This window comes from Microbacterium sp. cf332, assembly GCF_900102175.1.
In the GTDB taxonomy this organism is placed as follows: Bacteria; Actinomycetota; Actinomycetes; order Actinomycetales; family Microbacteriaceae; genus Microbacterium.
Genome location: NZ_FNKN01000003.1, coordinates 207,735 through 222,164 on the forward strand (window position 1 = coordinate 207,735; position 14,430 = coordinate 222,164).

Annotated in this window: 12 protein-coding genes; 8 read left to right on the forward strand and 4 right to left on the reverse strand. The window is 72.7% G+C overall.

Annotation, left to right across the window (positions count from 1 at the left end):
* Positions 1-33: 33 nt before the first annotated feature.
* Positions 34-1,458 (reverse strand): O-antigen ligase family protein, encoded by a 1,425-nt coding sequence (locus tag BLT21_RS12540; RefSeq protein ID WP_091502653.1) that lies wholly within the window; start codon positions 1,456-1,458, stop codon positions 34-36.
* Between the two features lie 72 nt (positions 1,459-1,530).
* On the opposite strand from BLT21_RS12540, the gene manA reads away from it, so the two are divergent.
* The 4 genes from manA (at position 1,531) to BLT21_RS12560 (ending at position 7,518) form a co-directional block, all read left to right on the forward strand.
* Positions 1,531-2,703, forward strand: coding sequence for a mannose-6-phosphate isomerase, class I (gene manA / locus BLT21_RS12545; protein ID WP_091502655.1), 1,173 nt, complete (start codon positions 1,531-1,533; stop codon positions 2,701-2,703).
* A gap of 143 nt (positions 2,704-2,846) precedes the next feature.
* Entirely contained in the window at positions 2,847-3,167 is a 321-nt protein-coding gene (locus tag BLT21_RS12550; protein ID WP_091502657.1) for a WhiB family transcriptional regulator, read from the forward strand.
* Between the two features lie 122 nt (positions 3,168-3,289).
* Positions 3,290-6,130 carry a glycosyltransferase family 2 protein gene (locus BLT21_RS12555; protein WP_091502659.1) on the forward strand — a complete coding sequence of 947 codons (2,841 nt, stop codon included), beginning with the start codon at positions 3,290-3,292 and terminating at the stop codon, positions 6,128-6,130.
* Positions 6,127-7,518: a DUF5719 family protein gene (locus BLT21_RS12560; RefSeq protein ID WP_091502661.1), complete on the forward strand. Its 1,392-nt coding sequence runs from the start codon at positions 6,127-6,129 to the stop codon at positions 7,516-7,518. The genes BLT21_RS12555 and BLT21_RS12560 overlap by 4 nt, the downstream gene beginning before the upstream one ends.
* Positions 7,519-7,571: 53 nt before the next feature.
* Here BLT21_RS12560 and BLT21_RS12565 read toward each other — a convergent pair whose 3' ends face one another.
* A complete protein-coding gene (locus tag BLT21_RS12565) occupies positions 7,572-8,012 on the reverse strand; it encodes a metallopeptidase family protein (RefSeq protein WP_176786908.1) in 441 nt (146 codons plus the stop codon).
* Positions 8,013-8,092: 80 nt separating this feature from the next.
* Here BLT21_RS12565 and BLT21_RS12570 point away from each other — a divergent pair, with 80 nt between their 5' ends.
* Positions 8,093-8,299, forward strand: a complete 207-nt coding sequence (locus BLT21_RS12570; protein ID WP_036305938.1) for a DUF3499 family protein — start codon at positions 8,093-8,095, stop codon at positions 8,297-8,299.
* On the opposite strand, the gene BLT21_RS12575 is transcribed toward BLT21_RS12570, so the two are convergent.
* Positions 8,271-9,131 carry an RDD family protein gene (locus tag BLT21_RS12575; protein ID WP_091502665.1) on the reverse strand — a complete coding sequence of 287 codons (861 nt, stop codon included), beginning with the start codon at positions 9,129-9,131 and terminating at the stop codon, positions 8,271-8,273. The genes BLT21_RS12570 and BLT21_RS12575 overlap by 29 nt on opposite strands.
* Positions 9,132-9,147: 16 nt before the next feature.
* Between BLT21_RS12575 and BLT21_RS12580 the strand changes: the two genes are divergently transcribed.
* From BLT21_RS12580 to katG, 3 genes are read left to right on the forward strand one after another with little or no spacing between them, the layout of a single operon-like run.
* Entirely contained in the window at positions 9,148-10,143 is a 996-nt protein-coding gene (locus BLT21_RS12580; protein WP_091502667.1) for a stage II sporulation protein M, read from the forward strand.
* 57 nt (positions 10,144-10,200) lie between these two features.
* Positions 10,201-10,635 (forward strand): Fur family transcriptional regulator, encoded by a 435-nt coding sequence (locus BLT21_RS12585; RefSeq protein WP_091502669.1) that lies wholly within the window; start codon positions 10,201-10,203, stop codon positions 10,633-10,635.
* 38 nt (positions 10,636-10,673) lie between these two features.
* Positions 10,674-13,022: a catalase/peroxidase HPI gene (gene katG / locus BLT21_RS12590; RefSeq protein WP_091502671.1), complete on the forward strand. Its 2,349-nt coding sequence runs from the start codon at positions 10,674-10,676 to the stop codon at positions 13,020-13,022.
* A gap of 105 nt (positions 13,023-13,127) precedes the next feature.
* On the opposite strand, the gene BLT21_RS12595 is transcribed toward katG, so the two are convergent.
* Positions 13,128-14,429, reverse strand: coding sequence for a DUF58 domain-containing protein (locus BLT21_RS12595; protein ID WP_091502673.1), 1,302 nt, complete (start codon positions 14,427-14,429; stop codon positions 13,128-13,130).
* Position 14,430 lies beyond the last annotated feature (1 nt).

Genomic DNA, 14,430 nt, shown 5'->3' on the forward strand with positions numbered 1-14,430 from the left:
TGGTCTCAGATTAGCCTCAGCCCCTGGGAGTCCTCATGGACGTCGGTCGTCGCCGTTCCCCTCGGCGAGGAGGTCGCCCTGCTCGGCGTCGAGACGCTGCTCGGCGGGACCTCGGCCGACCAGCGGAGCCTGTTTGATCTTGAAGGCGAACAGGATGATGAGGAACCATCCCCAGTTCAGCAGCGGAGCCGACTCGGCGAGTCCCTGCACGAGCAGGATCGTCGCGACGAGAGAGGGGAGCAGCGTCAGCGCCGTGTACGGGCGGTCGGCGACGAGGTCCCAGCGGGGACGGTCGACTGCGAAGAACCACGACCGCCACACGAAGGCCAGGAGGGCGAGCGCGATCAGCACCACGCCGACGAAGCCGAGCTGCAACGCGACGTCCAGCCACATGTTGTGCGCCTGCATGACACTCACGCCGTGGTCCACGATCCACCCGTCGAAAGCCGGGTCGGACGGCACCCACGGGGTCGAGTAGCCCCAGCCGAGGAAGGGGCGCTCGCCGATGCGCTCGCCGACGGCGTCCCAGATGCGCTGACGGCCGGTCAGGTCGGGGGAGCGCCCCAGCAGGTCGAACACGGTGTCACGGGCGAACCAGACGGCCGCGCCGCCGAGGCCGGCGACGATGACGTACATGACGTAGAAGCGCGTGCGCTCGCCGGGGCGGCGTGCGGTGCGCATGAGCAGGATCGTGATGAGGACCACGGCGACCGCGACGGCGCACAGGAGCGCGGTCGCCGAGGCCGCCCGCCAGAAGAGGAATGCAGCGAGCGCCGTCCACAGCACGAGCAGCAGCTTGCGGGGCGCGCCCGACGCGAGACGGATGACGAACACGATGATCGCGAGGAGCGCGATGTAGGCGAGCGGGTTGGCGTTGCCGAAGATGCCCTGCAGCCGGCCGCCTGTGAAGAGGTTGTCGCGCGACCACAGCGTGATGGGGTGTCCGTCGTACGAGGCATCGGGACGCACGAAGCCCGGCAGGATGTCGCCGCGCCAGATGAGCGCCACCCACAGCTCGAAGAGGAGCGAGAGGGCGAGCATCCATTTGAGCGCCGACGCGACGGCGCGGAGGATCTCGCGCCAGGTGAAGACCGCGCCGACGAACATCGCCTGCAGCGTCGTCGACACCAGCAGCAGGAGCGTGAGCTCGGTCGCGCCGAGCCAGTTCGACCACAGCAGCGACGCAACGGCCCAGGCGACGTAGGCCAGCGCGAACCACGGCAGGCGACGCCATTGCACGCGCGGACGGATCGATACCCACAGGACGGCGGACACGACGCCGGTCGCGACCACGACGACCGCCGACCCGATCGCACCGAACGCCATCAGCCAGCTGGTGCCCGCCATCGACGCGGCGATGACGAAGACGCACCAGGCCCGCAGGAGCAGATGGCCGGTGGTCTCGCGTGCGGGTGCCGTGGGCGGCGCCGAGACGGGGTGGCGGGAGTGGACGGCCATGGTCCAGACAGGCTATCGCGGGCACCGCATCCGGCACCCCGGCCCGGGCGCGTCGAGCTCTAGGCTGGGGCCGTGCTGATTCCGATCTCGAACATCGCCAGAGACTACGCGTGGGGCAGCGAGACGCTCATCGCCGACCTGCAGGGACGCGAGCCCTCCGGGGCGCCGGAGGCCGAGATCTGGTTCGGCGACCACCCCGGGAGTCCGTCACGGGTCGACGACGGGACCGGGCGCCCGCTCGACCGCGCGCTGCACGAAGCCGGGATCGCACCGCTGCCTTATCTCCTGAAGATCCTGGCGGCCGCGACGTCGCTGTCGATCCAGGCGCACCCCTCCCGCGCGCAGGCCGCGGTGGGCTTCGCACGCGAGGAGGATGCCGGCGTGCCGCGCGACGCCGCCGAGCGGCTGTACCGCGACGAGAATCACAAGCCCGAGATCATCGTCGCGCTGTCGGAGAACTTCCGTGCCCTCGTCGGGCTGCGTCCCCTCGCCGAGACGCGCCGCCTCGTCGCGGGCCTGGGGGAGCGCGCCGGCGTCGCCGCCCTGGCCGCGGCGCTCGCGCCGACCGACGCGGAGGACGAGGCCGCGGCGCTCCGCCGCGTCATCGGATGGGCGCTGTCGGGGGAGGCGACCGAGGTCGTCGACGATCTGGCCGCCGCTCTGCGCGCCCTTGAGGATGCCGCGAGCGATGACTCCGGGTTCGCGGCGGAGCGGGCGGTCCTCCGCGACATCGCGGCGGAGTTCCCCGGCGACCCGGGTCTCGTGGTCGCGACGCTCATGAACCTCGTCCAGCTGCGTCGGGGCGAGGGGCTCTTCGCGCCGGCCGGCGTGCTGCACGCCTACCAGGACGGTCTCGGCATCGAGCTGATGGCGGCGAGCGACAACGTCCTGCGCGGCGGCCTGACACCCAAGCACGTCGACGTGCCCGAGCTGCTGAGCATCGTGAGCACCGAGAGCGGTCCCGCCCCGATCGTCGAGCCCGTCGAGATCGCCCCCGGCGTCTTCGGCTACGACGTCGGCGTCCCGGATTTCCGACTGGTACGGGTCGACACGACGTTCGAGGCGGTCACCGAGATCGAACTCGAGGGCACCGCGATCGTGCTCGCCACGGTCGGCGACGTCGTGGTCGAGGCGGAGGGCGGGCGTGTCGAGCTCGTTCCCGGAACGGCAGCCGTGGTGTCGGCGGCGACCGTCGCGATCGGCGGTGCGGGCGAGGCGTTCGTCGCGCAGCCGGGCCGCGGCTGAGCTGCGACACGCCGATGCGTCGGCGCGAAGCTTAAACACCCGCTTGAGGGTTTACGATCCGCGACTTGACCCGAGCGAATGACACAGGTGTAATTACTGAAGACACGCGGCTCGCGTGCCGGCCGGCGAGGAGGGGACACGATATGACGGCATACCGTTCGGGCGTTCCCGACAACTGGTTCGTCGACCCGGTGAACCTGGGCGTGCCGGGTGTCCGGCGCGCCGAAGCCGACAGCGACGACAACGCTCTCGCGTGGCAGACCGATGCCCTGTGCGCCCAGACCGACCCTGAGGCGTTCTTCCCCGAGAAGGGCGGCTCGACCCGCGACGCCAAGCGCATCTGCACATCGTGCGACGTCCGTGGCGAATGCCTCGACTACGCGCTGCAGAACGACGAGCGCTTCGGCATCTGGGGTGGTCTCAGCGAGCGCGAGCGCCGCAAGCTCAAGAGACGCGCGGTCTGACCGCCCACCACCCGTGCCCCCGAGACGCGGGCGCGACGTGTGGTACCCGTCGACGGCGAAATAGGCGAACCGCGCACCCGCTGCCGGAGCTGTCCATCATCGCCGCCTAGGCTTGCTCCGTCATGCCCGCCCGTGTTCACGCCCTCCTGGTCGTTCGTCCTGACGGACGCGCGCCGGCGGCCTTCCACCTCTCACGCACGCTCGCCGCGCTGCGCGAGCAGACGCGCGCCGTCGACGCGCTCACGATCGTCCTGTGCGGCGGCGACGAGCGCATCCGCGCGCTGGCCGAGGGGTCGGGGGCGGAGGCCGTGATCACAGCGCCGACGCGCACCGGCTTCGCCGCCGCCCTCCGGCTGGCCTCGCGCCGGATCGACGGCGACGCCGTCTGGCTGCTGGCGCAGGACGTCGCTCCCGAGCCGGACGCGCTGCGCCGTCTCGCCGCCGCGCTCGAGACGGCACCGTCCGTCGCGGTGGCCGTGCCCAAGACCGTCGAGTGGGACGACCGCACCCGGATCGTGTCGCTGGGGCGGTCGATGACGAGGCTCGGGGCCGCGGTCGGGCTCGCGGACGGAGAGCACGATCAGGGACAGCACGACGGCACGGACGATGTCCTCGGCGGAGACGTCCGCGGGGTGCTCGTGCACACCGCGGCCTGGCGGGAACTCGACGGTCTCGACACCGCGCTGGCGGGAGCCGACGAGGGACTCGATCTCGGCGTGCGCGTCCGCCTGGCGGGCGGGCGAGTCGTGCTCGCACCGGGCGCACGGATCGCCGTCGCGCACGACGGCGTCGCCGGCGCACCCGCTCCGCGCACCACGGGAGCGCGGGCCCGGGCCACACACGCGGCCCGGGTCGCGCAGCTCCACCGCCGCCTCGTGTACGCGGCTCCGCCTCTCGTCGTCCTGCACTGGCTGACACTGCTGCCCCTCGCGCTCTGGCGCAGCATCCTCGATCTGGTGGGCAAGCGTCCGTCACGCATCGGCCCCGAATGGACCGCGGCCCTCACCGTGCTCTTCCGCGTCGGTGCCGTCGCGCGTGCTCGCAGCCGCATCGCCCGGCACCGCCGCGCATCGTGGGCCCAGCTCGCCCCGCTGCGCGTGGGCACGCGAATCATGCGGCAGCGCCTCATCGAGGACGAGCCCGCCGGTACCGGCCCTCGGCGCACCGAGCTCGGCTTCTTCTCGGGCGGCGGCGCGTGGGCGGTGCTCGCGGCGCTCGTGGTCTCGGTCGCCTCCCTCCCCGCCGCGCTGAGCTGGCCCTCGATCGGCGGTGGCGGGCTGGCGCCCCTCGCCGCCAACGCGGCGCAGGCCTGGACCGAGGCGACCGGAGCGCAGCGCCCCCTCGGCTGGGACGCCGTCGGCCCCGCTGATCCGTTCAGCGCGGTGCTCGCCGTGCTCGCGACGTTCTCGCCGGCCGACCCGTCGCGCGCCGTCGTCGTCCTGTGGCTGCTCGCACTGCCGCTGGCGGTCCTCGGCGGATGGTTCGCGGCGACACGGGTGACCGAGCGGCCGGTGCTGCGCATCGTGGGTGCGACGGCGTGGGCCCTCGCGCCGATGTTCCTCATCGCCTGGGGCGACGGACGGCCGGCGGCCGTCATCGTCCATCTCCTGCTGCCCTGGCTGGCCTTCACGGCGGCGGCGGCGCACCGGTCGTGGGGGAACGCGGGCACGGCCTCGATCCTGCTCGCCGCGGTGCTCGCCTGCTCTCCCGTGCTGTCGGCGCCGGTCGTGGTCCTCTGGCTGTTCGCGGTCGCGCTGTCGATGGTGCTGCGCGGCCGGCGGGCGGCGTTCCGGTGGATCTGGGTCCTCGTGCCGTCGCTCGCCCTCTCGGCTCCGCTGGTCGTCGCACGGTTGCAGGCCGGTGACCCGTGGTCGCTGCTCGCCGATCCGAGCCTGCCCTGGTCGGGTCCGCGGTTCCCCGACGACGTCATGGGACGCGTTCTCCTCGCCGCCGGGTTCCCGGCCGACGCCGGCTGGGAGGCGTTCACCGGTGCCGCCGGACCGCTGTGGTGGCTCCTGCTCTTCACGGCCCCGGTCCTCGCCCTGTCGCTCGCCGCCGCGTCCTCTCCGCGACGTCTCGCGGGGATCGTGCTCCTCGCAGTGGCGGGTCTCGGCACGGTGACCGCGTTCGCGGCAGCGGGCGTCGCCGTCGCGGTCGACGGCACGACCCCGATCACGCTCTGGCCCGGAACCGCGCTCAGCCTCGCCTGGATCGGGGTGGCGGGAGCGGCGCTGCTGACGCTCGACAGTGTGGTGACCATCCGTGCCGTCCGCACGGTCGCAGCGTCCGTGGCGGTCGCGGGGCTCGTGGCGGCCGCCGCTCCCGTGCTGACCGCGCAGGCGCGGGACGCCTCGCTGATCGGACGCGGTGACAGCAGCACACTGCCCGCGTTCGTGGCGGCCGAGGGCGCAGGCACGCCCGGCCTCGGCACGATCGTGCTGACTCCGACCGACGACGGTGTCGCGGTCGACGTCGTCTGGGGCGGCAGTGCCACGCTCGGCGGTCAGTCGACGCTCGTCACCACGCGGACCGAGCTCTCGGCGGGTGACAGCGAGGTGGCACAGGTCGCTGCCGACCTCGTCGCGGACACCGCGAACGACGTCGTCGCCGAGCTGCGTGACCAGGGTGTCGCCTTCATCCTCCTCGCGCCGGGTGGCGATGCGGAGTCGGCCACCGCGCGCGCGACGCGGCTCGCCGCGGCGACGGCCCTCGATGGGCGCGACGGCCTCGACGCCGTCGGGTCCACCGACAAGGGGGAGCTGTGGCGCCTCTCCGGCGACGTCGCGCCCCGCGACCAGGCGCCCGCCTCGGCGCGCGCGGTCGCCGCCACCGCTTGGACCGGCATCGCCGTCGTCTTCGCCATAGCTCTGCTGCTGGCCCTCCCGACCCGGAGCAGCCGCTCGGCGTCGCGAGCCGTGCCGCGCGTCGTCGGCACGCGCCCGCTCCGAAGGAGGGACCGTTGACCACGCGAACCTCGACCATCACCCGTGTCGCCGTGGGCGTCGTGAGCGCCGTCATCGTCGGCGGCGGTGTCGCCGCCGCCGCTCTGGCGCCCTGGCCGACCCTTTCGCGCGACCCCGTGTCGCTCGACGTCGTGCCCGAGGCGGCACGATCCGTCGCCGCCTGCGACGGGCCGCTCCTCGCGCTCGGCCGGGACGCTGCGGCCGCCGGTGCGATCACCGAGGCGGCGGCAGCGAACGTCGTCGCGGCCGCGGATGGGGTGGAGCCCGCCGAGTCCGCGCTCGCCACGCCGGACCGGGCGGACGAGGGAGCGGCTCCCGCCGCGTTCTCCGCCGATCCCGCGGGCGGCGTGCCGACCGATCTCGCCGCGGCGTCCGCGTCCACCCTCGACGCCGACGACCTTCGCGGGCTCGCGGTGTCGGCGTGCTCCCGTCCCTCGATGGAGTCGTGGCTCGTGGGCGGGTCGGCTGCGACCGGCGCGAGCGACCTCGTCCTGCTCACCAACCCGGGGGATGTCGCGGCGACGGTCGATCTGCGCGTGTTCGGCACCGACGGTGCGCAGGACCCGGTGGCCGGCCAGGACATCGTGGTGGCGGCGCGATCGCAGCGCGCCATCCCGCTCGCCGCACTGCAGCGCGGCGAGGAGACCCCCGTCGTCCAGGTGACCTCGGACGGTGCCCCCGTGCGGGCCTCGCTCCAGTCGACCCTCACGCGAACGCTGATCGCGGGAGGAGTCGACCAGATCGGCGCGAGCGCGCTGCCCTCTGCCGTTCAGGTGATCCCCGCGGTCGACGTCACCGTCGCGCCCGACTCGGGGGTCTCTGCGGGCGGACTGTCGGTACGGCTCATGGCGACCGCGGGCGACACGATCGCGGCGGTCACCGTCCGCTCCGTCGCCGACGGGAGCGTGGTCTCGCAACAGGAGGGCATCGAGCTCACCGACGGGAGCCCGCTCGAGCTCGAGGTGACTGGGATGCCCGTCGGCGACTACACCGTGACCGCGACGGCCGGGAGCCCGCTCGTCGCCGCGGCGTGGACGTCGACCGACCTCGCTGGGCCCGCCGACTTCGCGTGGGCGGTCGCGGCGCCGCTCGTCGAGGCGCCGACCCTCGTCGCGGTCGCACCGGCGCCCGGCCCGACCCTGACGCTCACGGCGGAACGCGACACCGTGGCGACGGTGACGGCGCTCGACGGCGGGGCCGCGCGCACGGTCGAGCTCGCGGCAGGACAGTCGCGCACGCTCGACGCGACGGCGGGGACCGTCTACCGGATCGACCCCGGCGAGGGCGGCATCCGCGGCTCGGTCGGTTTCTCGGCCACCGGCCTGCTGGGGACCTACCCCGTGACCGGGTCGGCCTCGGCGGCCGCCGAGCTCACCGTCTACCCATGATCAGCATCACCCGGCGGTAGGGAGCGCGGCGCGCGCACCCCGCCCGCACGGGCTCACAGGAATCGGAACCGGTCGGGGCCGAGGTCCCACGGGTCGCGGTCGAGGTACTCGGCGGCGGCACGGAAGACGCAGCTCTCGACCATCATCCGCCGGTGGAGGTCGTCGTTGCGGTGGAGCCGGTTCAGGCGCTCGATCGGCAGCCGGTACAGCACGATGCGCTTCTCCTCGGCGAACACGCGCCAGCGCGGGATGCCGTCGTCGTCGCTCGCCATCGGCATGCCGGCGACCTCGAACCGCACCTCGCGCAGCTCGGGCCAGGCGCTGCGCAGGAACTCCGCGGCGGTCCCGACCGAGAGATCGAACCGCTCCGACCGGGTCTCGAGCGGGGGCAAGGGCGGCCGGACGACAGGGCTCCGATCGTCGCGACCGTGACGGCCATGCCGCGACGGTCGATTCCGCCGCGGCGGGACGGGTCGGGAACGACGCCGGATCATGAGGCCATCCTATGGGCCCGTCGCGGCGACGTCGGCGCGGCATCCGACCGGCGGATGCGGGTGGGGTTAGCGTGGGTGCGATGCGCGAGAGACTGTGTTCGAAGGTGGGCTGCGCCCGCGAGGCCGTGACGACCCTGACCTTCGACTACGGCGACCAGATGGCCGCGCTCGGTCCGCTCGGCGGCGGCACCGACCCGCATGCCCACGATCTCTGCGCCATCCACACGGAGCGTCTCTCCGTGCCGAAGGGATGGGTCGTCATACGTCACGAGACCCTGCGGGTCTGACGGGGAAGCCGCGGGGCGTCTCGTCGGCGCGTCCGACCAATGCCCGCGCGCGTTCGTCGACGCGCACGATGGCGGTGTACTCGCGGTCTCGACGGACGGCGACGACCGCGCGAACCAGCGTCTCCGGATCGACCGGCGGCAGGGGCGAGACGTAGGGCGCTACCTCGGCGGCGACGGTCGCCGCGGCGCGTGAACGCGCGCCGGGATCCATCGTCCCGGCCGAGCGTGCGAAACGGGTGGCGCGTCGCGCGATCCGATCGGGCAGGCGGGCGACGTCCGCCACCCGCGACCATTCCTCCAGGCCCGCAGGGACGGGACCCGCGGGCTCGGGCAGACCCGGCGCCCGGGTGCGTTCGCAGTAGGTACCCGCCACCATGTCGCCCAGGCGCGTCGAGCGCGGAGTGAACGCGGCGACCACCCCCGCGAGGGCACCGAAAGTGAACCAGATCTCGAGCACGCCGACCAGGGCACGGACGAACGCCTGTCGGAATCCGGTGGCGCCGCCGTCGGTCCGCACGATGCGGCCGCCGACCGCGAGCTTGCCCAGGCTGCGACCGCGCGTGACGGTCTCCACCGCGGTCGGGATGACGACGAGCACGAGCACGAGGGCCGCGACGACGAGGATCGGCGACAGTGCCTCGATCCTCAGGCCGCCCACGATGAGGCTCGAGACGAGGAAGAACAGGACGAGGAGGGCGACGCCGCACACCACGTCGATCAGCACGCCGAGGGCCCGCAGGAAGAAGCCGAGGGGCTGGACGTCCAGCGCGACCGCCTCGCCCGTCAGGATCTCGTCCTGCCGGATCTGCACCGGGGGTGCGGGCGTCGTCATGGGTACAGTTAAGCAAATGGACCTCGACGCCCTGGTCGCCGCGCGTCGCGCCGAATGGGATCGGCTCGACGTTCTGGCGCGTGCTCGGCGCCTCTCCAGTGAGGACGTCGACGAGCTCGTCACCCGCTACCGCGCCGCCTCGGCCGACCTGTCCGACATCAAGACATCCGCCGGTCGGAGCCCCGAGGGCGACCGCCTGTCCATGACGCTCTCGCGGGCGCGGCTGCGGCTGACGGGGGCGCCCGAGAACGTACTGCGACACCTGCCGCGTTTCTTCCTCCGCCAGCTGCCGGCAGCACTGTACCGAGTGCGCTGGACGACGCTCGGGGTCGCGACCGCATTCCTGGCCGTCGCCGCGCTCGTCGCCTTCTGGGTCTCGGGCGATCCGGCGGCAGTGGCTTCGCTCGGCTCGCAGGCGCAGCTCGAACAGTACGCCGAGAACGACTTCACGGCCTACTACAGCGAGAACCCGGCGGCGGTGTTCGCGGGCACCGTGTGGACGAACAACGCGTGGATCGCGGCGCAGTGCGTGCTGTTCGGCATCACCGGGCTGTGGCCCGTGATGGTGCTGATGCAGAACGCCGTGAGCATCGGGCAGGCGGCGGCCATCCTCATCTCGTTCGACCGCGGGGACGTCTTCCTGCTGCACATCGCCCCGCACGGCCTGCTCGAGCTGACGTGCATCTTCGTCGCGGGGGCGACAGGCCTGCACATCTTCTGGGCGTGGATCGCGCCGGGGCCTCGCGGCCGTGGCGAGGCTCTCGCCGCAGCCGGCCGCTCGCTCGCGACCGTGGCGATCGGGCTCGTCCTCGCTCTCGCCCTCGCCGGCGTCGTCGAAGGCTTCGTCACCGCGCAGCCGTGGCCGTGGCCGGTCAAGATCGGCATCGGCGCACTCGCACTCGGTGTCTTCCTGGCGTACATGCTGGGCCTCGGCCGGATCGCTTCGCGAGAGGGCGAGACGGGCGACCTGACCGAATACGAGGCCGGAACGCCGCGGCTCGTCGTCGGATGACGATGGCGCGAAACGGCCTAGATTTGATCTGATCAAAACACGCGGTATCATCGTCATATGACGACCGCGACAGCTCCCGAGGCCATCCGCGCCTCCGGATTGCGCGTGACCGAGTCGCGCGCCGCCGTCTACGCGGCGCTGAGCGCGCTGCCGCACGCGAGTGCCGACGAGGTCTACTCCGCCGTCGTCGACCGGATACCGCACGCCAGCCGCCAGTCCGTGTACAACGCGCTCAACGACTTCGCCGACGCGGGACTCGCGCGCCGTATCGAGCCTGCGGGCCGGTCGATGCTCTTCGAGCTGCGGGTGGGCGACAACCACCATCACCTCGTGTGCACCGGCTGCGGACGCGTCGAGGACGTCGACTGCACCGTGGGCCACGCGCCCTGCCTGCACCCCTCCGACGACCACGGCTTCGAGGTCGCCTCGGCCGAGGTGACGTACTGGGGGCGGTGCGCGGAATGCGCCGCCGCCGCGACATCCCACCCCTGACTTCCCTCTCACCCGAAACCCCCAACGGAAGGATCACCATGAGCGATCGCGACCAGCAGTCCGCGCCCATCGGCGAGGACGTGACCGACACCGACCAGGCGGTCACCCCCATCGACACACCCGAGGACGAGCGGGCCGACGGCGAGACCCGGCCGCGCCCCAACGACGCGGGCGGCTGCCCCGTCATCCACGGCGGCGACCAGGGCCACGGCGCGCAGGGTCACGGCTCGCACGGCGGCCAGCCTCACCCGACCGTCGGCAACGCCAACCACGTCTGGTGGCCCAACCAGCTCAACCTGCGGATCCTGAAGAAGAACCCCGCCGTCGCGAACCCGGTGGGCGAGGACTTCGACTACAAGGCCGCCTTCGAGACGCTCGACCTGGCCGCCGTCAAGAAGGACATCGAAGAGGTCCTCACCACGTCGCAGGACTGGTGGCCCGCCGACTTCGGTCACTACGGCCCCCTCATGATCCGCATGGCCTGGCACTCGGCCGGAACCTACCGCGTCACCGACGGACGGGGCGGCGGCGGTGCCGGGCAGCAGCGTTTCGCGCCGCTGAACAGCTGGCCCGACAACGTCAACCTCGACAAGGCCCGTCGTCTGCTGTGGCCGATCAAGAAGAAGTACGGTCAGTCGATCTCGTGGGCCGACCTCATGATCCTCGCCGGCAACGTCTCGCTCGAGTCGATGGGCTTCTCGACCTTCGGGTTCGCCGGTGGTCGCCCCGACGTGTGGGAGCCGGACGACGACGTGTACTGGGGTCCCGAGACGACGTGGCTCGCCGACGAGCGCTACTCCGGCGACCGCGACCTCGAGAAGCCGCTCGCGGCCGTTCAGATGGGCCTCATCTACGTGAACCCCGAGGGCCCCAACGGCGAGCCCGACCCGCTCAAGTCGGCTCGCGACATCCGCGAGACGTTCGGCCGCATGGGCATGAACGACGAGGAGACGGTCGCCCTAATCGCCGGCGGCCACACCTTCGGCAAGACGCACGGCGCGGCCCCCGACTCGAACCTCGAGGACAACCCCGAGGCCGCGGGCGTCGAGCAGCAGGGTCTCGGCTGGAAGAACAACAACGGCACCGGACACGGCGATGACACCATCACGTCGGGTCTCGAGGTCACGTGGACCTACCACCCCACCCGCTGGGACAACGAGTTCTTCCACATCCTGTACGCCTACGAGTGGGAGCTCATGCGCAGCCCCGGCGGCGGCCACCAGTGGCGGCCGATCAACGGGGGCGGCGCCGACATGGTGCCCCTCGCGCACTCCAACGGCCGTCGTGAGCCGCGCATGCTGACGAGCGACCTCGCGCTGCGCACGGACCCCGCGTACGACGAGGTCTCGCGCCGCTTCAAGGACGACCCGGTGGCATTCGGCGACGCGTTCGCCCGCGCCTGGTTCAAGCTGACCCACCGCGACATGGGCCCCATCGCCCGCTACCTCGGCCCCGAGGTGCCCCAGGAGGAGCTCATCTGGCAGGACCCGCTGCCCGCCGTCGACCACGAGCTGATCGACGACGCGGATGCCGCCGCCCTGAAGCAGCGCATTCTCGAGACCGGCCTGACGGTGGCGCAGCTCGTGTCCACGACCTGGGCCGCGGCATCGACGTTCCGCGGCAGCGACAAGCGCGGCGGCGTGAACGGCGCCCGCATCCGTCTCGCGCCGCAGAAGGACTGGGAGGTCAACAACCCGGCTCAGCTGCAGACCGTGCTGGAGGCGCTCGAAGGTGTCAAGCAGGCGTTCGACGCCGAGCAGACCGGTGGCAAGAAGGTGTCGCTCGCCGACCTGCTCGTTCTGGCGGGCAATGCCGGCATCGAGAAGGCCGCCCGTGACGGCGGCGTCGAGGTGACGGTGCCGTTCCGCCCGGGACGCACCGACGCCACGTCCGAGCAGACCGACGAGCTGTCGTTCAGCCACCTCGAGCCCGCCGCCGACGGGTTCCGCAACTACTACGGCCCCCAGGCGGTCCTCCCGGCGGAGCACCACCTCATCGACAAGGCGAACCTCCTCACGCTGAGCGCGCCCGAGATGACCGTGCTCGTCGGTGGTCTGCGAGCGCTCGGCGCGAACTACGACGGTTCGTCGTTCGGGGTGTTCACCGATCGGCCCGGCGTACTGACGAACGACGTGTTCGTGAAGCTGCTCGACCTCGGAGCGACCTGGAAGCCGCTCGACCCGGGTTCGCACGCGTTCCGCGGCGTGGACTCCGACGGCTCCGAGATCGGCATCGGAACGCGTGTCGACCTGCTGTTCAGCTCGAACTCCGAGCTGCGCGCCATCGCCGAGGTCTATGCCTCGGACGACGCGAGCGAGAAGTTCGTGCGCGACTTCGTCGCCGCGTGGACCAAGGTCACCGAGCTCGACCGGTTCGACCTGCGCTGAGTCGCATCCCGCCGAAGGCCCGTCCCGCATCCCGGGGCGGGCCCTCCGCGTACCCGTTTCACCAGGTGAGCGGGTGCTGAGCCCGGTGGGACGGCAGCGCGGGTCTCAGAGTCGGCCGGCGGCCTTCAGCGCGAGGTAGTGATCGGCGATCGCCGGCGGGAGGGCCTCGGGAGTCGCCGTGAGCGCGGCGCCGCCCGCGCGCCGGATAGCGGATGCGACGAGTTCGGCGTCGCGCGAGGCGCGGGCGACCGCCGCTTGGCGGTAGACGTCCTCGGCGGTCCGCATGTCGGGGGCGCGCTCGGGGTCGTCCGTCGCGGAGCCCACGAGGACGGTCGCGCGCTCGGTCAGCGGCGGGAGGGCTCCGAGGAATCCGCGAGCGGCATCGGGGGCATCCTGCGCCGTCAGCAGCACGATCAGCGACGGGCGCGATGTCAGCGCCCGGACCTCCGTGAGCACCGCGCTCCAGTCGGTGTCGATCAGTGTGGGCTCGACCGGCGCCATCGCGTCGACGAGGGCCGGGAGCAGGCGCGCGCCGTCGATCCCGGTCACCCGGGCGCGGCGTGCGCGGTCGAACATCAGCAGGTGCACGTGGTCGCCGGCGCGGGCCGCCAACGCGCTGAGCAGCAGGGCGGACTCCATGGCGGCATCCAGTCGGACCCCGTCGGCGACGCGCGACGCGCTGGTGCGCCCGGTGTCGATCACGATGACCACGTGCCGGTCGCGCTCGGGTCGCCACGTGCGCAGCATGGTCGTCCCTGCTCGCGCGGTCGCCCGCCAGTCGATCGAGCGGACGTCGTCTCCGCGCACGTATTCACGGAGGCTGTCGAACTCGGTGCCCCGTCCGCGCACCTGCACGCTCGTGTTCCCGTCGAGCTCGCGCAGCCGCGCGAGCCGCGAGGGCAGGTGGCGGCGCGAGGTGAACGGGGGGAGTACCCGCAGCGCTCCCGGTGCGGCGACGACGCGCTGACGCCCGGCCAGGCCCAGTGGCCCCCTGCTGCGGAGCGCGACGAACGCCGACCGCAGCTCGCCCCGTCGACGCGGCAGCAGCGGCAGGGCGACGGCTCGGCGCTCGCCGGCGGGCAGATCGATGTCGGCCCGTGCCGGTCCTGCGCCGGCGGTGGGCTGCCACCCATCACGCAGCCGACCGCGGATCCTCCGGCGGCCGGCGTTGCGCAGCAGGATGACGGTGTCGACGGGCTCATCACGACGGGCTCGCGCCGGGATGCGGCGCTCGATCTCCACCGCGCGCAGCGGACCGGCGCTCAGCACGTCGACCGTGGCGAGCACGAGGCACAGCCCGGCCCAGGCGAGCGCCGCCCACCCGGCGTCGAGCCCCGCGGCGGGAGCGAGCACCACGGGGACGACGCCGAGGGCGACGAGCAGGGCGAACAGCCCGGACACATACATC

Bases quoted from the DNA above. Each gene is read 5' to 3' on its own strand.
- BLT21_RS12555 (WP_091502659.1), top strand. From the start codon at position 3,290: ATGCCCGCCCGTGTTCACGCCCTCCTGGTCGTTCGTCCTGACGGACGC.
- BLT21_RS12540 (WP_091502653.1), bottom strand. From the start codon at position 1,458: ATGGCCGTCCACTCCCGCCACCCCGTCTCGGCGCCGCCCACGGCACCC.
- BLT21_RS12565 (WP_176786908.1), bottom strand. From the start codon at position 8,012: ATGATCCGGCGTCGTTCCCGACCCGTCCCGCCGCGGCGGAATCGACCG.
- BLT21_RS12550 (WP_091502657.1), top strand. From the start codon at position 2,847: ATGACGGCATACCGTTCGGGCGTTCCCGACAACTGGTTCGTCGACCCG.
- BLT21_RS12575 (WP_091502665.1), bottom strand. From the start codon at position 9,131: ATGACGACGCCCGCACCCCCGGTGCAGATCCGGCAGGACGAGATCCTG.
- BLT21_RS12585 (WP_091502669.1), top strand. From the start codon at position 10,201: ATGACGACCGCGACAGCTCCCGAGGCCATCCGCGCCTCCGGATTGCGC.
- BLT21_RS12595 (WP_091502673.1), bottom strand. From the start codon at position 14,429: ATGTATGTGTCCGGGCTGTTCGCCCTGCTCGTCGCCCTCGGCGTCGTC.
- katG (WP_091502671.1), top strand. From the start codon at position 10,674: ATGAGCGATCGCGACCAGCAGTCCGCGCCCATCGGCGAGGACGTGACC.
- BLT21_RS12580 (WP_091502667.1), top strand. From the start codon at position 9,148: ATGGACCTCGACGCCCTGGTCGCCGCGCGTCGCGCCGAATGGGATCGG.
- BLT21_RS12570 (WP_036305938.1), top strand. From the start codon at position 8,093: ATGCGCGAGAGACTGTGTTCGAAGGTGGGCTGCGCCCGCGAGGCCGTG.